The following is a 23,576-nucleotide window of genomic DNA, read 5'->3' as shown; positions in this document are numbered from 1 at the left end:
CTTGTTCTAGCCGGATCCGCGCCCGCTGCGGCTCAATCGGTGCTACCCGATCCGGAAGCCCCCTTTGCGGGCAAGATCGGCGAAACGTATGCCGACTCGGTTCCTGCATTTCCCAAGCGACCGGTTGCCCCGAAGGGTGCGCCCAACGTCCTGCTGATCATGACTGACGACGTCGGCTTTGGCGCAGCCTCGACGTTCGGAGGGCCGATCCCGACGCCCAATCTCGACCGGCTGGCCACACGCGGCCTCATCTATAATCGCTTTCACACCACGGCGATGTGTTCGCCGACTCGCGCAGCTCTGCTGACCGGGCGCAACCATCATGCCGTCGGTAACGGCATCGTTGCCAATCTCTCCACCGGATTTCCCGGCTATGACAACATCATGCCGAAAAGTGCGGCCACGATAGCCGAAGTCCTGCGCCAGAACGGCTACAACACCGCCATGTTCGGCAAGCATCACAATGCGCCGGAAGCCGACGTGTCTCCGGCGGGTCCTTTCGATCTTTGGCCGACGGGACTGGGCTTTGAATACTTCTACGGCTTCATGGCGGCCGAGACCAACCAGTTCACGCCTGCCCTCTATCGCGGCACGACCTCCATCCCAACGCTCAGCGAGGGTGTGCTGGACAAGTCGCTTGCAGACGAGGCGATCCACTGGATCCATAACCAGAAATCCGCTGCGCCGGACAAGCCGTTCTTCGTCTATTACGCCACCGGCTCCACCCATGCCCCGGTACAGGCGCCGGCAGACTGGATCGCGAAGTTCAGCGGAAAGTTCGACAAGGGATGGGATACAGTGCGCGCCGAAACCTACGCGCGGCAGCTCAAGATGGGAATCATTCCGCGCGGCACCGTCAATACGGCAAGGCCGGAAGGCATCACCGCCTGGCAAGATCTGAGCCCGGATGAGCGCAGGATCAATGCGCGGATGATGGAGGCCTATGCCGGGATGCTTGCCTATCAGGACGATCAGATCGGCCGGGTGCTCGACGAACTCGACCGCATGGGCGAGAGCCACAATACGCTGGTCATGTTCATCGAAGGAGACAACGGTGCTGCGGCCGAAGCCGGCCCGAACGGCAGTACGAACCCGATGGCTGCCTTCGCCAATGGCATGCCCGAAGACTTGCAGTCGCTGCTGGCCAATCTCGACCAGGTCGGCGGTCCGCAGACCATTTCGAATTACGGATATGGCTGGGCCTGGGCGACCAACGCGCCGTTTCGTCTTTTCAAGCAATACGCTTCGCACCTTGGCGGCACCCGTAACGGCCTTGTCGTCTCGTGGCCCGACCATATACGGGATCGCGGCATCCGGTCGCAGTTCACGCATGTCACCGACATCGTTCCCACGATCCTCGAGGCAACCGGTGTGTCGGCACCCCAACGGGTCAATGGCGTGGACCAGCAGCGCATGGACGGTATCAGCTTCACCTACAGCTTCGATGCCCCCTCCGCGCCCGAGCGCCATGAGCGCCAGTATTTCGAGATGATGGGCAACCGCGCCATCTATGAACATGGCTGGCTGGCGAGCACTACGCCCGTCAACAAGCCCTGGAAACGCGGAGACGGATCGAAGCTGCCGACCGACTATGCCTGGGAACTGTACGATTTGCAGCATGACTTCTCGCAGGCGTACGACCTTGCATCGCGCGAGCCGGGAAGACTGAAGGAAATGCAGGCTCTGTTCCGCAACGAGGCCGAGAAGAACTACGTCTATCCACTGGACGACAGGTTGACGCTAGCGCGCTTCGGTGCAGCGCAGGCCCAGCACCCGCAACACAGCGATTATACGTATTGGGGTGCCGGAACCAGCATCCCTTCGGTCAATACCGCCGGGCTGCTGGCGCGCAGTTTCCGCATAACCGCACAGATCGAATTGCCTGAAGCTGCCAATGGCGCCGTGCTGTCGCTCGGCAGCCGTTTCGGTGGCTGGAGCTTCTACCTCAAGGATGGCCGCCCTGTCGCCCTGATGGCGGCCTCGCAACTGGCCGGAGACCAATCGCGGGTAGCCGCGAAGCGTCCCCTGCAAGCAGGCATGACCAAACTCGTCTTCGACTTTGCCTATGACGGCGGCGCCAATGCAGGCGGCGAGATGATCATTCGCGCTGACGACCGCGAGATAGCTCGGGGACGGATTACGCGGACGATCTCCAAGCTTCCGGAAATGACCGACACGCTCGACATCGGATTCGATGCCGACACGCCCGTAACCGACGACTATGCGCCGGGCGGCAAGTTCACCGGCCGCATCATCCGGGTCGATGTCGAACCGGGCAAGCACGGCGTGCCGGGTCCAGTGGCAGCGCATTGACGCACGGGACAGTTTCGTTGCTAGGAACCGGCTCATGAATGAGAATCATGATCGCAAGTCCGACAGGCTGACGGCAAACCGCGCAAAGATCCTGAAGGCGGCAGGCGAAGTGTTCCTGGACACCGGCTTCGAGCGGACAAGCGTCGATCAGATCGCTGCCACCGCTCACATGAGCAAGCAGAGCATCTACGAGCTGTTCCCGAACAAGCAAGCGCTGTTCGAGGCTGCCGTGCGCGACGCGCTCGACAAGGGCCACTCCGGGCTTGCATTCGTCGAGCCCTCGATGAACCTCGAGCAGACATTGTCCGACTTCGGCGAAGGTCTCTTCAGGGGCTTTGCCGAACCCGTGAACTTCGGACTGTTCCGGGCCAACATCGTCGCCGCCACCCATTTTCCGGAACTGGCCGACGATCTTCACGAAGACCGTATCGCCAGGTCGCGAAAGTTGGCCGACTACCTCGAAGTGCAGATGAACAAGGGCGCCCTGCAGCCCGCCGATCCGATCCTGACCGCGAGCCGTTTCGGCGGCCTCGCGGTCGAGGGCAGCCGATACTTCCTGGGAACGCCGCTACCCGCAGACCAGGCGCGCAAGGCAATCGTCCGGTCCGCGATCGAGCTGTTCCTGCACGGCTATGCAGGCATGGCCAACACCGACGACCTGGACCCTGCGATCCTGGCGGATGCATCCCGCCCCCCTGCGATCGAAAGCAACGTTGCCGTCCGGCTCTCTTCCGAAAAGGTCCAGCGCCTGATGGACGCCGTACTGACCGAATTTCTCGAGCATGGCTTTCCGGCTGCGAAAATCAATCGGGCTGCTTCTGCCGCGCAGTCCAGTACGGCTACCGTCTACCGGCATTTCAGCAGCAAGGAAAATCTCCTGCGCCATGTCGTCGAACGCGAGATCCACGCGACGAGCCAGGTGGTATTGCAGTTGGACGTGGCGAGCGATGCGGAGACCGCCCTCACCGCGCTCGCCAGGCAGGTCCTCGATTGGCATCTCATGCCTGAAAATATCGGCCTGCATCGCCTCCTGATCCAGGAGAGCGACCTCGTCCCCGACCTTGCCGCCCGCTGGCATGACGTGCGTGTTGCCGTCTCGGGCAGGGCGCTGACGGAGCTCCTGGCAATACACGGCCTCCCTCGACCGAATTCGGCTGCAATCCGGGCCTTTTACGTCCTGGCGACATTCGCGGCGCGCTTCCTGACCTTCACCACAGTTCCAGAACCCGCGAAGCGCGACATCTATTCGAACGAATGCGCAAGACTGTTCCTCCACGGGCTCGCCTCGCCGCCCAGGGCAGTAAATCGCTGAACCGGGACAGGGCGCGACAGAAATAATCAGAGGAATCATCGAGGAGAGACATGGCGACGAAGATCCAAGGTGCCACGCGCCGCACGCTACCCTTCCTGCTGGCCGGCGCTTGCGGCCTCGCCCTGCCCATCGGTGCCTTCGCACAAGGTGTGCCGCCGACAGCGCCGCCCGAATTCGTGCGCCAGGTGCCCGCGGGAGCACCCAATGTCGTTGTAATCCTGTTGGATGACGTCGGCTGGGGATCGGCGAGCACTTTCGGAGGCCCCGTCGCAACGCCCGCGCTGGATGCCTTGGCGAAACGAGGCCTGAGTTACACACGCTTTCACACGACCGCGATCTGTTCGCCCACGCGCGCTTCGCTGCTGACCGGCCGCAATGCGCACGCCTCGGGCATAGGCGCAGTCATGAACTCGGCCGATGCGCGGCTCGGCTATTCGGGCTTCCATCGCAAGGACACGGCCACAATCGCCGAAGTCTTGCGCCAGCGCGGCTATGCAACCGGCGCCTTCGGCAAATGGCACCAGACCCCGGACTGGGAAGCCTCGCAGGCCGGCCCCTTCGACCGTTGGCCGACCGGCGAAGGCTTCGACACCTTTTACGGCTTCCTCGGCGGAGAAACCGACCAGTTCGCGCCCACGCTCTATGAAGGAACCGCCCCGATCGACCAGCCCCGCCGCGAAGGCTACCACCTGAGCGAAGACCTGGCGGACCACTCGATCGCATGGATGCGCGAACAGAAGGCGCTGCGGCCCGACCATCCCTTTTTTCTCTACCTTGCAACCGGCGGCATTCACGCGCCGATCCAGGCACCGGACGCCTACATCGCGAAGTACAAGGGCCGCTTCGACATGGGCTGGGACCAGCTGCGCGAGCAGACTTTTGCCCGCCAGAAAGCGATGGGCCTGTTCCCGGCCGATGCCAGAATGCCGCCCCGGCCACCGGAAATTCCGGCATGGGATTCGCTCTCGCGCGAGCAACAGGCTTTTGCGGCGCGCACGATGGAGGCCTATGCCGGCTTTCTCGACCACACCGACGCGCAAGTGGGCCGCGTACTGCAGGCGCTCAAGAACGACGGCCAATTCGACAATACCTTGGTATTCTACGTGGTGGGCGACAATGGCGCGAGCCTCGAAGGCGGGCTGCTCGGCAGCCTGAACTATCTTGGCGCCCTCATCGGTCTGCCACAGGACGAAGCGGCCAAGCTCGCCCGTACCGGCGACGCCGGAACGGTGCGGTCCTATACCCACATCAATTCCGGCTGGGCCTGGGCCGCAGATACGCCGTTCCAGTGGGGCAAGGCCATGCCCGCATGGCTCGGGGCCATCCGCAATCCGCTCGTCATCTCGTGGCCGGAGAAGATCGGGCCGGATGAACAAGGACAGCGCAGGAGCCAGTTCGGCCACGTCAACGACATCGCCCCGACCATTCTCGAAGCTGCGGGCATTGCCGCGCCCAAAATGGTCAACGGAGTGGACCAGCGACCAATGGACGGCACCAGTCTGATTTACAGCTTCGACGAACCCCGCGCCATGGAGCTGCACACGCGGCAGTACTTCGAAGTTTTCGGCAGCCGCGCACTTTACGAAAATGGCTGGTTCGCCGCGGCCGATCATGGCCGTCTTCCCTGGAAAAGCTTCAATCCCATGGCGCCCTCGCCCGACAAGGATCAGTGGCGTCTCTATGACCTGCAAGCCGATCCGACCCAGGTAACTGACCTCGCCGACAGCGAGCCGGCCCGGCTGGCACAGATGCAGGCCGATTTCCTTGCCGAAGCTGCGCGCAACGACGTTCTTCCGATCGAAGGGCAGCACCTGCGATCCGGCCTCCCCGAACTGGCGGCGGGTCGCAAGAGCGTGACCTATCCCGGAACGGCGCGGGCCATACCGGAATCCGCACTCCCGAAAATGGCCAACCAGTCGTGGCGCATCGAGGCCAAGATTGAAGCCGGCAAGGCAGCGAAGGGCGTCATCGGTGCGCTGGGCGGTCATTCGGCGGGCTGGTCGCTCTGGCTGGATGAACAGTCACGTCCGGTCTTCACTTATCGCCTGTTCGACCTGCAGACGTTGAACGTTCAGGCCGACACACCGCTCAAGCCGGGATTGCGCACTATCGCGGTCGATTTCCACTATGACGGTGGTGGTTACGGCAAGGGCGGCGATGTCACGCTGACCGTGGATGGCAAACAGGTCGGGGCCGGACGCCTGCGCGCCAGCACGACCGGGGTCTATACAATCGACGAGACATTCGATGTCGGTCGGGATCGCGGATCAGCGGTGGCGGCCTATCCGCAAGCTGATCACCTCGGCTATCCCATGACCGGCGCGGCAGTAGACGGCATCACGATTTCGCTACCGGAGAGGAAATAGGTCGAAGCGGCGGGATTTCCTGCCAACAGCATCGCACAGGCCCGCGCGGTCATCGATCCCGCGACGGGCGAATGACTTCAGCACGGCCGTCAGCCTGCGCACGCTCATGGCGGGGGCTTCTATGGTACGGTTTGCGCCTCGGCTATCGCCTGCTCGGCGGCTTTCGTGCCGTTGGCAAGGGCCCGCGTCATGCAGTCCTGATCCGGATTGAACGGATAGATCCGGTCAAGCTCGTCGCACACGTCGCGGGCGACGCTGCGCACGCGAGTCATGAACCTGTCCTGATCGTGAGGCTGGCTCAGGTCCAGATCATTGTAGAGCACCGGAATGCGCACGGTCGTGGTGATGATCGGCGCGCCGGTCGAGCTGGAACGCTCGACCCGGGCTGGCACCGAGCGCGGGGCCTCGACGACGATTTCCTCGGGCGTGGCCGGCTCCTGCGCATCGCCGGGTGGCCGCTCCTGCGCGATAACCGCCGTTGCCGACAGAGCCAGGGTCATGCCGCAGAGCGCCGCCGTACCGATGATCCGTGTCCCATACACCATAATTTCACAAACCTCCGCCCCTGCTCTTGCGCGAGGAAGTATCGCAGATCATTGATCCGTCGCAATCCTTGCCCGATCGCTGCCTTGCCGGAAAGATCGAACAAGCGGCGATCAGGGCCTGCTGGCAGCCGCGATGTAGACGGGATCGACCTGCTCGGGCTTGGCTTCATGGAGCGGCACCCCGTTGTGCAGGTAGGCGGGCGCCTCGATCAGGACAAAGGCGATCCGGCAGACTTCGTCGGTCGTGTTGCGCCAGAGATGGTTGGTTCCGCGCTGGACGATTATCCCGCCCTCGCGAATTGTCTTCTTGCGGCCATCTTCCAATTCGAGCTCGATCTCGCCCTTCATCACGATGCCGTAGTCGATCGAATTGGTGCGGTGCATCGGACTCTGCTTGCCCGGGAGCATGTCGACCACCCGAATCACCGAGCCGCCCTCCAGCGTTGTCCCGGTCGCACGGGCGCGCCCCTCCGTCTCGTCGTTGTTGTCCGCTGGCACCGTGGCGGTCGTCCAGATCGTCAGGAAGGAGGCATCGCCGGAAGGCACCATTCGGGTGGGCTCGCAATCCTCGGAACGGAAAACTGCGCGGCCGTTCTCGTCATGACCGGTGACCACGCGCTGCACCGGCGGCAAACCGGAATCGGAAAGGACTTCGCTCATGTTCTCATCACCTTCTGTTCAAGAACGCCGAACGGCAGGAGAGCGAGCAGATCGGCGACATCGAGCTGACCGGGGAACACATCGGTCGCATGGGCGCGGCCTCCTTTCATTCTTGCCTGGAAATCCGGTTAGCCGGGTCCGCCCCAGGCAACAACGGCATAACATCAATAGTCGCCCATCGATAACTTGCGACGGTCATGCATATTTTCGCGTCGCCAGTGAGCTATGCAAGGGCCCGGTTCACGAGATTTCCCGGGAGATAACTGATGGCCATCTGGCTCAAGCGCGGTGCATCGGCGGAAGCGAAGGCAGATGCTGACCGCAAGGTTCGCGACATCGTCGAAGCGGCACTGGCGGACATCGAGAAGCGCGGCGACGAAGCCGTGCGTGAAATGTCGAACAGGTTCGACGGGTGGGACCGCGAAGACTACCGCCTCTCGCAGGCTGAGATCGACGCCTGCGTCGACAGCCTTACCGCGCAGGAGCGCAAGGACATCGAATTCGCCCAGGCTCAGGTGAAGAACTTCGCGCAGATCCAGCGCAATTCGATGAAGGACGTCGAAGTCGAGACGATGCCCGGCGTCGTGCTCGGTCACAAGAACATCCCGCTCAATTCCGCCGGCTGCTACGTGCCGGGTGGCAAGTATCCGCTCCTGGCTTCTGCGCACATGAGCGTGATCACCGCCAAGGTCGCGGGCGTGAAGCGTGTCATCACTTGCGCGCCGCCGTTCCAGGGTCGGCCCGCACGCGCGATCGTGGCCGCGCAGGCCATGGCCGGCGCCGATGCGATCTATGCGCTGGGCGGCATCCAGGCCGTGGGCGCAATGGCGCTGGGCACGCAGTCGATCGATCCGGTCGATATCCTGGTGGGCCCGGGCAACGCCTTCGTCGCCGAAGCCAAGCGCCAGCTCTACGGCCGTGTCGGCATCGACCTGTTCGCCGGCCCGACCGAGACGCTGGTCATTGCCGATGACGTGGGCTGCGATCCCGAGATCGCCGCAACCGACATCCTCGGCCAGGTCGAGCACGGCCCCGACAGCCCCGGCGTGCTCCTTACCAATTCCGAGAAGTTCGCCCGCGAGACGATGGCCGAGATCGAGCGCCTGCTGCAGATCCTTCCCACCGCCGACCATGCCCGCAAGGCCTGGGACAGCTTTGGCGAAGTGATAGTCGCCGACAGCTACGACGAGATGGTTCGGATCGCCGACGAGATCGCGTCAGAACACGTGCAGGTCATGACAGCCGAGCCGGATTACTTCCTCAAGCACATGACCAACTACGGGGCGTTGTTCCTGGGCAGCCGCACCAATGTCAGCTTCGGCGACAAGGTGATCGGCACCAACCATACGTTGCCGACGAAGAAGTCGGCGCGCTACACCGGCGGGCTGTGGGTCGGCAAGTTCCTGAAGACCTGTACCTACCAGCGCGTCACCACCGACGAGGCCTCGGCACTGATCGGCGAGTATTGCTCGCGCCTGTGCGCGCTGGAAGGCTTTGCCGGGCACGGCGAACAGGCCAATATCCGCGTGCGCCGCTTTGGCCAGCGCAACGTCCCCTATGCTGGGCAAGCCGAACCGACCGAACAGACGAAGGCCTGACTTTTCGGCCTCTCCCCGGCAGAGAAACGAATTGCGGTGGGCAGGCCGCTTCGTCCGCGAAACAACAACGCGAGCCAAGGACCGAAGGATAGAGACATGACCTTGCCTGTAACTCCCAGCTTCAGTCTCGAGGGGCGACGTGCACTCGTAACGGGCGCGGGCCGCGGCATCGGCCTTGCCGCGGCTGCCGCACTGGCCCAGGCCGGGGCTGAAGTCACGCTGGTTGCACGTACCGCATCGGAGATCGAGGCGGCGGAAGCCGAACTTGAGGCAGCCGGGCACAAGGCGCAGGCCGTCACGCTCGACGTCTCGGACCTCGCGGCAGTCAGTGCCTTCTTCGAGAGCCGCGATCCCTTCCATGTACTCGTCAACAATGCGGGCACCAATCGCCCCAAACCGATGTGGGATGCCAGCGAGGATGATTTCGATGCCGTCCTCGGGCTCAACGTGAAAAGTGCCTTCTTCGTGGCCCAGGCCTGCGTGAAGCGCATGATGGGCACGGGCACGCAAGGCTCGCTGATCCACATGGGATCGCAGATGGGCCATGTCGGCGGCCCCAACCGCTCGCTCTACTGCGCCAGCAAATGGGCGATGGAAGGCATGAACAAAGCCTTTGCGCTCGACCTTGCCCCGCACGGGATCCGCTCGAACACGATTGCACCTACCTTCATCGAGACGCCGCTAACCAGACCCTTCTTCGAGGACGAGGCCTTCAGGGCCAGCGTCCTGTCCAAGATCAAGCTGGGCCGGATCGGCCAGCCCGAAGACCTGATGGGCGCCGTGCTATTCCTTGCCTGCGATGCCTCCGCCCTGATGACCGGCACGAGCCTTGTCGTCGATGGCGGCTGGACCGCAGAATAGGACCTGGAGATACTCGGGTCCTTCCCCGGAAACTACGTCCGGAACCTCGCCAACAATTTCACCTTGGTGTGAGGCCGCCATGAAGTGGCGGCGGCGATGGGCTGGCGACGGCCACTGAACCCGGCACCTTCAGTTGGTCAAGACCCGGCCGAACCGCAGTTTTGCGAGCAACAAGGCTCCGCCAAGAAACAGCGCGGTGATCCCGACCGCCTGCATGCCAACGGGCTGAAGGACCGAAAAGCCGAGAAGCGAAGCCACGGTGGGAGAAAGGAAAACCGCCGAGAATACCCCGACCACCAGCCCCATGATGATTGCAAGTGGCAGGTTGTGTTCGACCTTGCCGCCCGGTGCCAGCGAGCGGAACGAGCGATTGGCCAGCACGAGTGCAAGTACCGCGACGATGAGACCGGCAAAGCTCGTCGTCCGCGCGGCATCTGCCGGAATGGCGCCATGATTTGCCCAGCCGGAAAGCAGCAGCAACGCGGCCAATACGAGGAAGCCCTGCATAAGCGACCAGCCCAGCAGGCTTCGCGAGATCAGCGGGCTCTCCGGCGCCCGGGGCGGCCGACGCATGACGTCGGGTTCCTCGGGCTCTGCCTCGAAGGCCAGCGAACAGACTGGATCGATGACCATTTCGAGCAGGGCGATATGCACCGGCCCCAGGATCAAGGGCCAGCCTGCCAGAAGCGGGAAAATGGCAAGGCCACCGATGGGAATGTGGACCGCAAAAATGAAGCCAACGGCCTTGCGCAAGTTGTCGTAGATGCGCCGGCCAAGCCGGACCGCGGTAACGATCGAGCCGAAATCGTCGTCGAGCAGGACGACCGATGAAGCTTCCCTGGCGACATCCGTTCCCCGCTGGCCCATCGCGATGCCGATGTGCGCAGCCTTGAGAGAAGGCGCGTCGTTCACGCCGTCCCCGGTCATTGCGACGACTTCGCCCATTGCCTTGAGCGCCCGCACGATCCGCAGTTTCTGGTCGGGCATCACCCGCGCAAAGACAGCGACGCTTCCGACACGGCGCACCAGCTCGGCATCATCCAGACGCGCAATCTCATCCCCGCTCAGGACATCGCCTTCGACGATGCCGGCCTGCCGGGCAATGGCGCGCGCTGTCGCAGGGTAGTCACCGGTGATCATCACAAGGCGGATGCCGGCCTCCTGCAACTGCGTGACTGCCGGCGGGACCGAGGCGCGGATCGGATCGGCAAGGCCGACGAGACCGCGAAAGGTGAATGCGAACCCGCTCTGGTGGTCCGGCAGGCTCCCACCTTGCCAACGGGCCTCGGCAATGCCCAGGACCCGCAGCCCCTTGCAAGCCATCTGCGCGGCGTCCGCTTCCAGGGTAGCGCGGTCGTCATCCGTCATGCCGCATAGCTGCGCAATAGCCTCGGGCGCACCCTTCGCGGCGACGATCCCGTCGGATGTCGTCCCGTTGGTCCACACATTCGCCATCGCCAGGAGCTGTGAGGAGAGCGGATATTGCCGGCGCAGGTGCCAGCCATTGCGCTTGCGAAGCTTGAGCTCACGCTCGGGAAATTCGTCGTCAAGCGCGTGGAACGCCTGTTCCATCGGATCGAACGGCTCTTCCAGGCACGCCGAGATCCCAAGGGCCGCCAGTTTGGCGAACGTAGGCCCGAGCGTGTCGTTTTCGCCATCGAGCCGCTGCACCGAACCGTCGGGCAGCCGCAACTCGGCAATCGCCATGCGGTTCTGGGTGAGCGTACCCGTCTTGTCGGTGCAAAGGACAGTGGCGGCGCCCAACGTCTCGATCGCACTGCCCCGGCGTGCCAGCACGCGCCTTTGCGCCATGCGAAAGGCGCCCATCGTCATGAACAGGGTGAGGACGACCGGAAGCTCCTCCGGCAGGAGCGACATGGCGATCGCGATGCCTGAAAGGAAGGCTTCCAGCCAGCCTCCCCGCAGCAGGCCGTAAAGCAGGATGGCAAGGACACTCACGCCAAGGCCGAGCACGGCCAGCCAGCGCACCAGCCGCTTCGTCTGAAGAGTAAGATGGGGCACTTCGGTTTCCAGCGAGACCAGAGACTGACCGATCCTTCCGATTTCGCTGTGCAGCCCGGTTGCAGCCACTTCGACCGTCCCTGCCCCGCGAACGGCGAGAGTGCCCGCAAAAAGATAAGGCAGGTCCTCACCTCCCGGACGGGGCGGCTGCGCGGCAGGCTCGCCCTCCAGAGGCGGCTTGGCGACCGGTACAGATTCACCGGTCAGCAAAGACTCGTCGGCCTGCAGTCCAGAGCCTTCGATGACCCAGCCGTCTGCAGCGACCCGTTCTCCTTCCCCGACAACCATCAGGTCACCGCGCACCACTTCGCGCGAGGGTATTCGCTGCCTGTGGCCATCGCGAATGACCAATGCCTGCGGCATGCTGAGGTCGCGCAGGGAATCGATTGCCCTTTCCGTCCTGGCTTCCTGAACGATGGCAATGACGACGGTGAGCCCGGCGAAGGCGAGCAGGATTAGCGCCTCGTGAAGATCGCCAAGCAGCAGGTAGATTCCGCCCGCCGCAAGCAGCAGCAGCAACATCGGCTCACGCAGCACGTCACGTACGATGCGCAAGGGAGAGCGGCTGCGCGCGCCCGGCAGGGCATTTGGGCCTTCTTCGCGAAGGCGCGCTGCTGCCACCTCGCTTGGCAGGCCCCTTCGCATCGAACCTGAGGCCTGGCCGTCCATGATCTCCTTTCGGGAACGTCTATTGCCCGGAACCCAATATACCGGCTTTGGCGGGAAATGTGACCCGCAGTATCATGTCAGACAAACCAGGATGGCCCCTTGATCGAGATCATCGAACGCATGCGCGTACGGTGAACAACCTCGGCCCGCTTCGAAAAGAGACGCAAGCGCCCCTCCCTACTCAGCCATTGCAGGCATTCCCTCCCGAGTTCGGATCGCCGGTGCGACGGTCGCGCTTGTAGAGATCGGGATAGAATCGGAGCCGGCCCTCTGCATCGGTGCCCGCTGTGAAGTACGTGATGTAGACCGGCAGCGCCTTTTCGAGAGTCAGGCGCGTCGTCTCTTGCTTGGCGACGATGGTATCGACCTTCTCTCGATCGTGTTCGCCGCCAAGCACCTTCGCTGCGAAGCCGAGGGCATCGCCTATACGAATGCAGCCGTGGCTGAATGCGCGCACGTCTTTTGCGAAAAGATCCTTGCTGGGCGTATCGTGAATATAGACGGAGAAGGAATTGGGCATGTCGAGCTTCATTTCCCCCAAGGCATTGCCCGGCCCCGGCTTCTGGCGGACCTGCCCGCCGCTTCGAACGTAGCCGAGGCGAGCAGGAAATACGCCATGCTTCTCGCGCACGATGCTGGCGGGCACCACCCACCAGGGATTGAGGATCACGCCGGTTATCCTGGCGGAGAACACCGGGGTTGGCGTCGAGCGCTTGCCGACGATCACCGGCCATGTGCCCTCCCGGCGGTCTTGACGCCACAACTCGGCTTCGAACGCGGCTGCATTGACAAGCACGTAATCGGACCCGAGCGACTGGGGCATCCAGCGCCAACGTTCCATGTTGCGCGCAAGGGTCAGGCGGCGTTCCGGATCGGCCTCGCTGGCATAGGCCCGGCGCAGGGCCGCGTATTGGTCGCTGTGCGGCTGCAGCCCCGAAAAAAAGGAATCCAGGACATCGAGCGACACCGCGCGAGCCAGCCGTTCATGCAAGTCGACGGCCCCGTCGGTATCGACGATGTGCCAGCCTGCACGCTGACCCGCGCCAGCCGCCCCGAGCAGCTGCATACGCGCCAGGTCCAGGGCGAGGGCCGTTGCAGCCTGCGACACGGCATGAGCGTCACCTCGGGCCTGCGCCTTCTGCAAGGGGCCGGTGTCGAGAACCGGCAGCGCATCTTCCCGAGCCCGCGCCACCCAAACCTCGAGCCTTGCCAGCGTGGCGGGCGTCCAATCGACCGGGTCCTGCGCGCGCGCGGCGCCTGGCGTCAAAAAGAATGCCGTGAATACAACCGGTATTGACCGAAGGAGAGCCGCAATCGCGATGAACGGTTTGAAATTGACGCCCGATGACCTTACGTCATGAACAACGGTATCGAGGATTTCCACATCATGACTCTCAGTCGGCGCCATATCATTGGCGGCGCTCTTGTGGGTACTGCGGGGCTGGTCGCGCCGCGCGCTTTCGCCGCGGTCCGATCTACGGAAGAACCAGACCTGCTGCCACAGGCAAAGGCCGCTCTTGATGCCCATGCATCCCGAATCCGCCACCGCGACGTGGTCGGACTCGTCGATTTTTCGCAGCCTTCGCGCAACCCGCGCTTCCAGATCGTCGACTTGTCCAGCGGTCGGATACTGCAGACGTACTTTGTCGCGCACGGGCGCGGCTCCGACCCGGGCAACAGCGGATTCCTCGAGCGGTTCTCCAATCGGCCGGGTTCCAATGCCTCGTCCCGCGGCAGCTTCCTGACGGCCTCCACCTATTACGGGAAGCACGGACGCTCGGGCCGTCTCGTCGGGCTCGACCCGGACAACAGCAATGCGGCCAGTCGCGCCATCGTGATGCACGGGGCCGACTATGTGAACCCGCATATGGCGCGCCTCAGCGGCAGGATCGGACGCAGCCTGGGATGCTTCTCGGTGCCGGTTCACGACATCAACGAAGTGCTCGGCCATCTGGGCGAGGGCCGCCTGCTCTTTGCCTGGAAGTAGGCGTCTTTTCACCGCTGCATCACCCTTGGCCGATCCGGTCCTTCTCGTGGCCGGCTTCACGCCGCGCGGCATTGATGGCGATCAAGAAGGGCTATGGGCGCATGCAGACCATGCGCCCGCATTCCCGGTCACGATCGCCAGAGCGTCTCGTAGAGCGCGAACTGGGATGTGGGGTGATGAATGAAGCGCTTTTCGTCTTCGATCGCCCCAACCGCCACATCCTCGCGGCTGAGAAGCGCGAGCGCGCCATCCAGTACGTCGAAGTACGACTCGGTGAGACCATCCATCGGCGGGAAGGACAAACCGACCCGCCCGGCCAGATCCGCCGTCGCTGTCGCATCGACATGGTTCTGGCGATAGCGCACGCCCTCCACCTTCTCGCCAAGTGCGGCATGGCGACCGAACCATTGGTCCATGAAGTCGTCATGGCTGAGCGAGGGAACACGGCGTAGCGGCATGACGACGAAAACAGGCCCGTCACCGGCCGTGATCGTGATTTCGGTTCCGGCGAAAACGGCGGCCGTCTGCCTGTCGATGCGATCGCCCAGAACGCGCGCCATACCTGCAATCGCGACCTGCAAGGGCTCTGCCGCCGCGTCGCCAGCGCCGCTGGCCTCGAAGACATAATCGAACGGGGCCGGACTGTCCGCCATCAGCACTTCGTGAGGAAGCGGATCGTAGCCGGTGAGCCTTCGCCCTATGCGCAAGTCGGTTCCGGGCGGCAGATCGGCCAGCAGCGCCGCCGCGGCCTCCTTCATTTCCGCCGGCAGGCCCTCTTCCCCACCGCGTGCGGCGCTGAAATAAAGACCCGCCTTAGCCAGTTGGTAACTCTGGCTCATTCCGCGGCCATCGCCGGAATGGCGCAGGCCGTATTGGTGGCGTCAAGCACCGCGAACATGCGACCGATCCCGATGAACTGGGCGACATCGAAGCAAAGCTCGACGATTTCTTCCTCACTAAAATGCTGGTGCAGCCTGATGAAATCGTCATCGCCGACGTCGAAGTGGTTGAAGGCCATCTTTTGCGCGAACACGATGGCCGCACGCTCCCGTTCGGAGAAGAGCGGCGAAGTCTCAACCCCGGGCAGCGCCGCGATCAGTTCCTCGGTCAGGCCTTCCTCGATCGAATCCTGATACCGCGACTGCAGGCAATTCGCGCACTGGTTGATCTGCGCGATCGCAAGCCGGACCAGTTCGACGAGCTTGCGGCTGAGCAGTCCCTGCATCTGCAATTGGGCATAGAAGGCACCGAAAGCCTTCACGATATCGGGGCGGTGGGCCACTGCTCGCATGGCCGTTCCATCGCCGACCATCTCTTGCATGTTGGTGGCGATCTCCGCCATTTCCGGATCCATCTCTGAAAGCTCAAGCAGCCGAATCCTCGACATCTTCATTCTCCCGGTATGTTCTATCCTGCAGACAATACTACCCGCGCAGGCTGCAGTCTCCAGTTCTCGACGCGACTCACACCTATCGAAAGTCCTAGTAGGATTGCGATCCCAGGGTATTGCGCCTCGGCATCCCTTTACTTCAGCAGACTGCAGCGACCGGGCCAAGCGACTGTAGGGTAGAGCAGAATTGCATTCCGCACCCACCGGGGCCAGAACGTGCAAAGGCAATGCAAGGTCGTCGTGGATGCTAAAGATAAAACGCCTGGCCATCGACACTCACCCCGAGAACACCGCTTTCCTGCTGCGTCACGGCAATGGCTACTCGGCTGAGCAGTTCCAGGCCCTGCGCAAGATCCGGATCAGCAGCGATACCTCGGAAATCCTCGCCACGCTCGCAGTCGTCGACGAAAGCGCCTGGATCACGGCGGGCGAGATCGGACTGGGAGAACAGGCCTTCCGCCGGCTCGGCCTGCCCGAAGGCGCCGAAGTCGTGATCGAACAGGCCCGCCCGCCGGTCAGCCTCGAATTCGTGCGCCGCAAGATCGACGGGGATACGCTGGAAGACAGCGAAATCGTTGCCATCGTGCGCGACATCGCCGCCCATCGCTATTCGCCCATGGAAATCGGCGCCTACCTCGTGGCCTGCGCCGGCTTCATGAGCACGCAGGAAACGCTGTCGATCACGCGCGCCATGGCCGACGTGGGGGAGAAGCTCGACTGGAAATCGCCGCTGGTGGTCGACAAGCATTGTATCGGCGGCATTCCCGGCAACCGCACTTCGATGATCGTCGTGCCGATCGTGGCCGCGCACGGCCTGATCATGCCCAAGACGTCTTCGCGCGCGATCACCTCGCCCTCGGGTACCGCCGACACGATGGAAGTGCTCGCCAATGTCAATTTGTGCGCGAGGGACATGCAGGCGATCGTGTCGAAGGAACATGCCGTCCTGGCCTGGGGCGGCCAGGTCAATCTTTCACCCGCCGACGACATCCTGATCTCCGTCGAGCGCCCGCTGCGCATCGATACCTTCGAACAGATGGTCGCCTCGATCCTCTCCAAGAAACTGGCGGCAGGATCGACCCATCTCGTGCTCGACATCCCGGTAGGGCCGACCGCCAAGGTCCGCTCGCAAAGCGAAGCCGTGCGCCTGCGCAAGCTTTTCGAATATGTCGCAGGCAAGTTGGGCATCGAGATCGACGTCGTCATCACCGACGGTTCCCAGCCGATCGGACGCGGGATCGGTCCGGTGCTGGAGGCACGCGACGTCATGGCGGTGCTGCGCAACGATTCCGATGCGCCCGAAGACCTGCGCGACCGGGCGCTGCTGCTGGCCGGGCACATTCTTGATTTCGATCCCGAACTCAAGGGCGGAAGAGGCTTTGCCAGGGCGATGGAAATGCTGGCGTCCGGCGCCGCTTTGCAGGCCATGGAACGGCTGATCGCTGCGCAGGGCCCGCAGACCGAGAAATTCGCGCCTGGGCAATTCACGCATGAAGTCTGCGCGCCGCTCGATGGTCGCATCAGCATGATCGATTGCCACGTGATCGCTCGCATCGCCCGCCTTGCCGGGGCGCCGATGGACAAGGGCGCAGGCATCGACCTGCTGCACAAGGTCGGCGAACAGGTCCGCAAGGGAGAAGCGCTCTATCGTATCCATGCCCAGTCCGAGACGGGCCTGGGCTTTGCCCGCGATCTGGCTGGCGAGGACAGCGGCTACGAGGTCCTGCGTTGAACGCCCTCGTCCTCGGCTTTGCGCATTCCCTGTCCAGCGCGCAAGCGCTGGCGGCGCAATTGGGACTGCCTTGCGACAAGGTCGGTGTGCACCGCTTCCCCGACCTCGAAAGCCTCGTGCAGGTGCCGCGAAGCGCGCCGACGGTCATTCTTCACCGCTCGCTGAACGACCCCAACGCCAAGCTCATCGAACTGATCCTTGCCGCATCGGCAGCGCGCGACGGCGGCGCGCGGCGCGTGGTACTGGTCGCGCCCTATCTCGCCTACATGCGCCAGGACATGGCCTTCAAACCGGGCGAAGCGGTAAGCCAGCGCGTCATCGGGCAGCTCATCGCCGCGCATTTCGACGGCATCGTCACCGTCGACCCGCACCTTCATCGCGTGGCCACCCTGGCCCAAGCCGTGCCGGGCATTCCCGCGATAGCCCTCTCGGCCGCCCCGGTTCTGGCCAGCGCGATAGAGGCCGGGCAAGACCCGGTCATCGTCGGACCCGACAGCGAAGCGCGTCAGTGGATCGAGAGCATCGCCCGGCCGCTCGGCCTCGACATGCTGCTCGGCAGCAAGGAGCGCTTCGGCGATCGCAAGGTCGCGCTTTCCATTGCCGGGATCGAGAAGGCGAAAGGGCGCAGTGCGATCCTGGTGGACGACGTCATTTCCAGCGGAGAGACGCTGATCGCCGCAGCAGGTGCCCTACGCAAAGCCGGCGCGCAGCGCATCGAGGCGCTGGCAACGCATTGCCTCGCCAGTAGCGAAGACCTTGCCCGCATGACAGCCAGCGGGATCGCGCGCATCGTCTCGACCGACAGCATTCCCGGCCCGACTTGCGGACCGACGCTGGCGCCGCTCCTCGCCGATGCCCTCAAGTCCTCGGGCCTGCTTCAGACCTGATCGTTATCGCCCGGCGCGTGGCGGCGCTTTTGCCGTTCGCGCGCCTCGTTGTAACTGTCGAGAACACGACGCATGTCGCCGAGCGCCTGCTTGCGCGCCTTTTCGTCGCGGATCTTGCCCAGATGCGCCTTGAGGTTCGATACGAAGTCCGCGTATTCGTTCTGCCAGTCGGTGCCGGCCATCTGCTCCAGATCGAGCCGGCCGGTCTGCGTACGCCGCGCCAGTTCGCCTGCGCCCAGCGCATAGACCTCGCCAATCTGCGGCTTGATCACGCGCAGCTTCGGGTCGTCCTTTTCCACCTGCGCCTTGAGCGACGCGATCGCCTCGCTCTCGCCATGGCTCAGGAACAGGCTGCCGACTATGGGCCGCCGCGCCGCGATCCAGGCCAGCAGCTCGTCGCGGTCGGCATGGGCAGAATAGGAATCGATGCGCCTGATCTGCGCGCGCACATTGATGTCCTCACCCGAAATGCGCACCCGCTTCGCTCCCTCCAGGATGACACGGCCCAACGTGCCCTGCGCCTGGAAGCCCACGAACAGGACCGTCGATTCGCGCCTGTGCAGGTTGTGCTTGAGATGATGGCGGATGCGGCCTGCCTCGCACATGCCCGAGGCGGCCATGATGATCGCCCCCGACAGCGTGTTGATCCGCATCGATTCCTTCACATCCTCGACGTAGTGGATCGCGGGATGATGGAAGATGTCGTCGCCGCAGATGTCTTCCAGTTCATCGGCATGGGCTGCAAAGACCTTGGTCGCCCGGCTTGCCAGCGGCGAATCGACGAAGACCGGCACATTGGGAATACGGTTGGCATCGGCAAGGCGCGCAATGTCGAGCAGCAGTTCCTGCGTGCGTTCCAGCGCGAAAGTCGGGATCACGAGGTTGCCGCCGCGTGCAATGGCATCCTTGATCTCGCGCTCGAGCTGGCTGCGGCGCTGCGCCATTGTCAGCTTCTGGCGCGCGCGGTCGCCGTAAGTGGATTCGCAAATGACGTAGTCGAACTGCGCCGGCGCTTCCGGATCGGGATGGAAGGCCTTGTGCTCGGGGCCGAGATCTCCCGAACACAGAATGTGTACGCCGCCGACCATCAGTTCGACCGAAGCAGAACCAAGGATATGGCCGGCATTCCACAGGCGGGCACGAAATCCGGGCACCGGCTCGAACCACTCTTCGCGCTCGACCGGCTCTGACATGCGCCAGGCCTTCAGGGCATCTTCCGCAGTATAGATCGGCACGAAGCGCTCCTCGCCCGCCCGGTCGCGCCTGCGGTTATGCCTCTCCGCCTCGCTTTCCTGGATGCGCCCGGCATCGCCCAGCATGTATTCCAGCAGATCGGAGGTTGCCTGTGTACACCAGATCTTTCCCTTCCAGCCCTGTGCGACAAGCTTGGGCAACAACCCGCAGTGATCGATATGCGCATGAGTGAGGACCACGGCATCGATCTTGTCGATGTCGAAATCGAAGGACCCGTGGTTGAGCGCTTCGAGACTGCGCGAGCCCTGAAACATGCCGCAGTCGACCAGCAGGTGCCGTCCGCCAAGCTGGAATTCCATGCACGATCCGGTGACGGTCCCGGCTGCACCATGGAAACGGAGCGATAGCGTGTCTTCGTCGGCCATGGGCTGGCTCTCCTCTCATACGGGCCTCTCCCATGCCTGCCACGTGCAATCGGCTGCGTAATTGCGCTGGATCATGGATCGCCCGCCCGGTCCCGGACATAGCCTTTACAGCAGATGGCGGAAAGGCTGTGCTTTTGGAGCAGTTTGCGCCATCCTGTGCCCAGCCTGTCGCGGCAGCGGCCTTTCGGTCTCGGGCCAAGCGGCGCCCTGACCAGTCTCGGAGGTGACCTTCGATGGCAGTACCGGATCGTACCGAGCACAGCGATGGCGCGGTCGTGGCGGTTCGCGGGGCTGTGGTCGATGTCCGTTTCCAGCCGGGCAAGCTCCCCGCGATCGAAGAGGCCGTGCTGATCGAAGAGACCGGCGGGACCAGCATCATCGCCGAAGTGCAGGCCCACCTCGATGTGCGCACGGTACGCTGCATTGCCCTGCAGGCGACTGCCGGCCTCAGGCGCGGAGAGCGCACAAAGTCCCTTGGCGGTCCGCTTACCGCTCCGGTCGGACAGGCCGTGCTGGGCCGGCTCATCGACGTGGTCGGAAACCCCGGCGATGACGGACCGGCGATACCGCCTGCCACGCCGCGCCGTCCGATCCACCGCCCCCCTCCGCCGATAGCGATCCAGGGCCCATCGACAGAGCTGTTCCTGACCGGGATCAAGGCGATCGACCTGCTGACCCCGCTTTCCCACGGCGGCAAGGCGGCGATGTTCGGCGGGGCCGGCGTGGGAAAGACCGTTCTGGTCATGGAACTGATCCACGCCATGGTCAGCGGCTATCAGGGCATCTCGGTCTTCGCAGGCGTCGGCGAGCGTTCGCGCGAAGGCCACGAGATGTTGCTCGACATGCGCGAGTCCGGCGTTCTGGAGCGCACCGTCCTCGTCTACGGGCAGATGAACGAGCCGTCCGGCGCACGCTGGCGCGTGCCGATGACCGCACTTACCATCGCCGAGCATTTCCGCGACGAGGAACACCGCAACGTCTTGCTGCTCATGGACAACGTGTTCCGCTTCGTCCAGGCGGGCGCAGAAGTGTCCGGCCTGCTGGGCCGCCTGCCCTCTCGCGTGGGCTACCAGCCGACGCTGGCCAGCGAAGTGGCCGCGCTGCAGGAACGCATCGCTTCGGTCGGCGAGGCCGCCGTCACGGCCATTCAGGCCGTCTATGTCCCTGCCGACGATTTCACCGACCCGGCCGTCACCACGATTGCCGCCCATGTCGATTCCATGGTCGTCCTGTCGCGCTCGATGGCTGCAGAGGGCATGTATCCGGCCATGGATCCCATCGCTTCGTCCTCGGTCCTCCTCGACCCTGCCATCGTCGGAAATGAACATGCCCGCGTCGCCATCGAGGTTCGCCGGGCGATCGAGCATTACCGCGAGCTGCAGGACGTCATCGCCCTGCTCGGAATGGAGGAACTGGGCAGCGAGGACCGCCGCATCGTCGGGCGAGCGCGCAAGCTGCAGCGGTTCCTGACGCAGCCCTTCACAGTGACGGAGGCATTCTCCGGCACCCCCGGCAAATCGGTGAAGCTGGAAGACACCATCGCCGGCTGCCGGGCGATCCTCGATGGCGAATGCGACGACTGGCCGGAAAGCGCCCTGTTCATGATCGGCGCGCTCGAGGAAGCCCGGGCGAAGGAATCCGCCGCAAGGGAGGCCGCCGCATGAACGACGGGCTCCACCTCTCCATCGCGACGCCTGAAGCCTCGGTGGTTTCGGTCGAGGGTGTGCGCTCGGTGCGGGCAATGGACGAGAGCGGCAGCTTCGGATTGCGGCCGGGCCATGCCGATCTCCTGACGGCGCTGCCCGCCTCGGTCGTGCGCTGGTGCGAGGCCGATGGAACCATGCGTTATTGCGCGGTACGCGGCGGCGTCCTCACGCTGAGCGGCGGCAGGCACCTTGCCATTGCCTGCCGCGAAGCCTTTTGCAGCGAGCGGCTCGACAGATTGGAAGCGCAAGTTGCCGCCATGCGCGAAAGCCAAAGCGAGGCGGAGCGCAAGGCGCGGGTCGCACAGACGCAGCTTCATGCACGCGCGGTTCGCCAGCTCATGCGCTATCTGCGCCCGGGTAGCTGCGATCCGCTGCGCGCCATCCTCGAAGGAGAGGTGCCATGACCGCGGACCCGCCCGACGACCGCCTGGCCGAAGCCGCGCGCACGGAGGAACGACGCGCCCGCCTTGGCAAGGATGTGCCCGAACCCTCGCTCGGCGCGCGACTGGGCCAGATTGGCGTGCTGGGTTGGATGATCGTCCTGCCCATGCTTTTCGCCCTGTTCGTCGGCCGCTGGATCGACCGGCACCTGGCCACCGGGATCGTCTTTTCCGCCGCTTTCCTGATGCTGGGCGCAGCCCTTGGCTTCTGGTCTGCCTGGCGCTGGATGCATGGACGCATCGGATGATGCAGCTGGCCCCGATCGCTCTTGAGGCTCTGGCCGGTTTCGCAGTGGGATTGCTGCTCGGCCTGATCCATTTCCGCTCGCTGCTGCAGGTCAGCGGCGATTACCTGCAAGGCAGGGCCATTCGCACCGCCCTGCTCCAGCTTGCCCGGATGACCGTGCTGGCCGCCGCGCTCTACGTCATGGCGCGGGTCGGCGCGGGCTGCCTGCTGGGCGGCGCGGCCGGAGTTCTCGTCGGACGCAGGTTGGTCATGCGAAGGGTTGGCAAGGAGGAAACGCCGTGAACGCCTCTCCACTTGCCATCGAGCCGGTCTTCCACATCGGGCCCGTGCCGATCACCCAGCCGGTCATCGCGACCTGGGCGATCATGGCGGTCATGACGCTCGGCTCGGTCCTGCTGACCCGCCGCCTTGCACTGCGCCCCGGAAAGCTGCAGGCGGCCGCAGAACTGGTAACCGGTGCCATCGACCATCAGGTTCGCGAAGTCATGCAGTCCGATCCGGCGCCCTACCGCGCCCTGATCGGCACGATCGCACTGTTCATCCTGATTGCCAACTGGTCCGGCCTGCTCCCCGGCGTCGAACCGGCGACAGCCCATCTGGAGACCGACGCCGCGCTGGCACTGATCGTGCTGGCCGCCACGCTCTTTCACGGCGTGCGGGTCAACGGCCCTGGCGGCTATCTCAGGACGTTCGCGCAGCCCAGCTGGATCATGATACCGCTCAACATCATCGAGCAACTGACGCGCACGTTTTCCCTGATCATCCGCCTGTTCGGCAATGTCATGAGCGGGGTCTTCGTGATCGGCATCATCCTTTCGCTTGCCGGCCTCTTCGTGCCTATCCCACTCATGGCGCTCGATCTGCTGACGGGCGCCGTGCAGGCCTACATCTTCGCCATTCTCGCCGCAGTCTTCATCGGCGCCGCGATCAGCGAGGGCTCCCCATCCAGAAATCCAACGACCAGCCAGGGAGATGTGCATGACGATTGAGGAAATCAGCATCCTTTCAGCCACCATCGCCGTATCGTTCGGAGCGATTGGTCCGGGGCTTGGCGAAGGCCGCGCAGTCGCGGCGGCCATGGACGCCATAGCGCGCCAGCCCGATGCAGCGGGCACCATTTCCCGCACGCTTTTCGTCGGCCTCGCCATGATCGAGACGATGGCGATCTATTGTCTCGTGGTCGCCTTGCTCGTACTCTTCGCCAATCCCTTCGTGAAGTGAA

At 64.0% G+C, this 23,576-nt stretch carries 21 protein-coding genes; 14 read left to right on the top strand and 7 right to left on the bottom strand.

Annotated elements, in window-relative coordinates:
* The first annotated feature begins 39 nt into the window (after positions 1-39).
* The 3 genes from PP1Y_RS03780 to PP1Y_RS03770 are packed head-to-tail and all read left to right on the top strand — an operon-like array spanning position 40 to position 5,991.
* On the top strand, positions 40-2,313 hold the full coding sequence (locus PP1Y_RS03780; RefSeq protein ID WP_232512231.1) for an arylsulfatase: 2,274 nt from the start codon (positions 40-42) through the stop codon (positions 2,311-2,313).
* Positions 2,314-2,347: 34 nt separating this feature from the next.
* Entirely contained in the window at positions 2,348-3,625 is a 1,278-nt protein-coding gene (locus tag PP1Y_RS03775; protein ID WP_013836764.1) for a TetR/AcrR family transcriptional regulator, read from the top strand.
* A gap of 50 nt (positions 3,626-3,675) precedes the next feature.
* Positions 3,676-5,991: an arylsulfatase gene (locus tag PP1Y_RS03770; RefSeq protein ID WP_013836763.1), complete on the top strand. Its 2,316-nt coding sequence runs from the start codon at positions 3,676-3,678 to the stop codon at positions 5,989-5,991.
* 119 nt (positions 5,992-6,110) lie between these two features.
* Here PP1Y_RS03770 and PP1Y_RS03765 read toward each other — a convergent pair whose 3' ends face one another.
* Both PP1Y_RS03765 and PP1Y_RS03760 read right to left on the bottom strand, forming a co-directional pair.
* On the bottom strand, positions 6,111-6,491 hold the full coding sequence (locus PP1Y_RS03765; RefSeq protein ID WP_041558541.1) for a UrcA family protein: 381 nt from the start codon (positions 6,489-6,491) through the stop codon (positions 6,111-6,113).
* Positions 6,492-6,647: 156 nt separating this feature from the next.
* Entirely contained in the window at positions 6,648-7,196 is a 549-nt protein-coding gene (locus PP1Y_RS03760; RefSeq protein WP_013836761.1) for a cupin domain-containing protein, read from the bottom strand.
* A gap of 266 nt (positions 7,197-7,462) precedes the next feature.
* On the opposite strand from PP1Y_RS03760, the gene hisD reads away from it, so the two are divergent.
* Both hisD and PP1Y_RS03750 read left to right on the top strand, forming a co-directional pair.
* The gene (gene hisD, locus PP1Y_RS03755) at positions 7,463-8,794 is read left to right on the top strand and encodes a histidinol dehydrogenase (protein ID WP_013836760.1); all 1,332 of its coding nucleotides are present in this window, start codon (positions 7,463-7,465) and stop codon (positions 8,792-8,794) included.
* 96 nt (positions 8,795-8,890) lie between these two features.
* Complete coding sequence (locus PP1Y_RS03750) at positions 8,891-9,655, top strand: SDR family NAD(P)-dependent oxidoreductase (RefSeq protein ID WP_013836759.1); 765 nt, start codon at positions 8,891-8,893, stop codon at positions 9,653-9,655.
* Positions 9,656-9,784: 129 nt separating this feature from the next.
* On the opposite strand, the gene PP1Y_RS03745 is transcribed toward PP1Y_RS03750, so the two are convergent.
* Together PP1Y_RS03745 and PP1Y_RS03740 are read right to left on the bottom strand one after the other, a co-directional pair.
* The gene (locus PP1Y_RS03745; RefSeq protein ID WP_148274822.1) at positions 9,785-12,346 is read right to left on the bottom strand and encodes a cation-translocating P-type ATPase; all 2,562 of its coding nucleotides are present in this window, start codon (positions 12,344-12,346) and stop codon (positions 9,785-9,787) included.
* A 181-nt stretch (positions 12,347-12,527) separates the two neighbouring features.
* Positions 12,528-13,613 (bottom strand): L,D-transpeptidase family protein, encoded by a 1,086-nt coding sequence (locus tag PP1Y_RS03740; protein ID WP_232512230.1) that lies wholly within the window; start codon positions 13,611-13,613, stop codon positions 12,528-12,530.
* 120 nt (positions 13,614-13,733) lie between these two features.
* Here PP1Y_RS03740 and PP1Y_RS03735 point away from each other — a divergent pair, with 120 nt between their 5' ends.
* Positions 13,734-14,333 (top strand): murein L,D-transpeptidase catalytic domain family protein, encoded by a 600-nt coding sequence (locus tag PP1Y_RS03735; RefSeq protein ID WP_013836756.1) that lies wholly within the window; start codon positions 13,734-13,736, stop codon positions 14,331-14,333.
* A gap of 128 nt (positions 14,334-14,461) precedes the next feature.
* Here the strand turns inward: PP1Y_RS03735 and PP1Y_RS25695 are convergent, their stop codons facing one another.
* Together PP1Y_RS25695 and PP1Y_RS25690 are read right to left on the bottom strand one after the other, a co-directional pair.
* Positions 14,462-15,172, bottom strand: a complete 711-nt coding sequence (locus PP1Y_RS25695; RefSeq protein ID WP_041558336.1) for an EthD domain-containing protein — start codon at positions 15,170-15,172, stop codon at positions 14,462-14,464.
* Positions 15,169-15,720: a carboxymuconolactone decarboxylase family protein gene (locus PP1Y_RS25690; protein WP_158511828.1), complete on the bottom strand. Its 552-nt coding sequence runs from the start codon at positions 15,718-15,720 to the stop codon at positions 15,169-15,171. Before PP1Y_RS25690 ends, PP1Y_RS25695 begins: the two co-directional genes overlap by 4 nt.
* A 247-nt stretch (positions 15,721-15,967) precedes the next feature.
* Here PP1Y_RS25690 and PP1Y_RS03720 point away from each other — a divergent pair, with 247 nt between their 5' ends.
* Positions 15,968-17,455: a thymidine phosphorylase family protein gene (locus PP1Y_RS03720; protein ID WP_013836753.1), complete on the top strand. Its 1,488-nt coding sequence runs from the start codon at positions 15,968-15,970 to the stop codon at positions 17,453-17,455.
* On the top strand, positions 17,452-18,342 hold the full coding sequence (locus tag PP1Y_RS03715; RefSeq protein ID WP_013836752.1) for a ribose-phosphate diphosphokinase: 891 nt from the start codon (positions 17,452-17,454) through the stop codon (positions 18,340-18,342). Before PP1Y_RS03720 ends, PP1Y_RS03715 begins: the two co-directional genes overlap by 4 nt.
* Here PP1Y_RS03715 and PP1Y_RS03710 read toward each other — a convergent pair.
* Positions 18,333-19,961 (bottom strand): MBL fold metallo-hydrolase, encoded by a 1,629-nt coding sequence (locus tag PP1Y_RS03710; RefSeq protein WP_013836751.1) that lies wholly within the window; start codon positions 19,959-19,961, stop codon positions 18,333-18,335. The two genes, PP1Y_RS03715 and PP1Y_RS03710, sit on opposite strands and share 10 nt — an antisense overlap.
* A 233-nt stretch (positions 19,962-20,194) precedes the next feature.
* Here PP1Y_RS03710 and atpD point away from each other — a divergent pair, with 233 nt between their 5' ends.
* From atpD to PP1Y_RS03680, 6 genes are read left to right on the top strand one after another with little or no spacing between them, the layout of a single operon-like run.
* Positions 20,195-21,625 (top strand): F0F1 ATP synthase subunit beta, encoded by a 1,431-nt coding sequence (gene atpD / locus PP1Y_RS03705; protein WP_013836750.1) that lies wholly within the window; start codon positions 20,195-20,197, stop codon positions 21,623-21,625.
* A complete protein-coding gene (locus tag PP1Y_RS03700; protein ID WP_041558335.1) occupies positions 21,622-22,071 on the top strand; it encodes a F0F1 ATP synthase subunit epsilon in 450 nt (149 codons plus the stop codon). The genes atpD and PP1Y_RS03700 overlap by 4 nt, the downstream gene beginning before the upstream one ends.
* Positions 22,068-22,355, top strand: a complete 288-nt coding sequence (locus tag PP1Y_RS03695) for an AtpZ/AtpI family protein (protein ID WP_041558333.1) — start codon at positions 22,068-22,070, stop codon at positions 22,353-22,355. The genes PP1Y_RS03700 and PP1Y_RS03695 overlap by 4 nt, the downstream gene beginning before the upstream one ends.
* Positions 22,352-22,636, top strand: a complete 285-nt coding sequence (locus PP1Y_RS03690) for an ATP synthase subunit I (protein WP_041558331.1) — start codon at positions 22,352-22,354, stop codon at positions 22,634-22,636. Before PP1Y_RS03695 ends, PP1Y_RS03690 begins: the two co-directional genes overlap by 4 nt.
* Positions 22,633-23,343 (top strand): F0F1 ATP synthase subunit A, encoded by a 711-nt coding sequence (locus PP1Y_RS03685; RefSeq protein ID WP_013836749.1) that lies wholly within the window; start codon positions 22,633-22,635, stop codon positions 23,341-23,343. The genes PP1Y_RS03690 and PP1Y_RS03685 overlap by 4 nt, the downstream gene beginning before the upstream one ends.
* Positions 23,327-23,575: a F0F1 ATP synthase subunit C gene (locus PP1Y_RS03680; RefSeq protein ID WP_007014698.1), complete on the top strand. Its 249-nt coding sequence runs from the start codon at positions 23,327-23,329 to the stop codon at positions 23,573-23,575. The genes PP1Y_RS03685 and PP1Y_RS03680 overlap by 17 nt, the downstream gene beginning before the upstream one ends.
* Position 23,576 lies beyond the last annotated feature (1 nt).

The sequence above is a fragment of the Novosphingobium sp. PP1Y genome (assembly GCF_000253255.1).
GTDB lineage: Bacteria > Pseudomonadota > Alphaproteobacteria > Sphingomonadales > Sphingomonadaceae > Novosphingobium.
The sequence above is the reverse complement of the archived record's forward strand: the minus strand, read 5'-3'. Positions and strand labels throughout refer to the sequence as shown.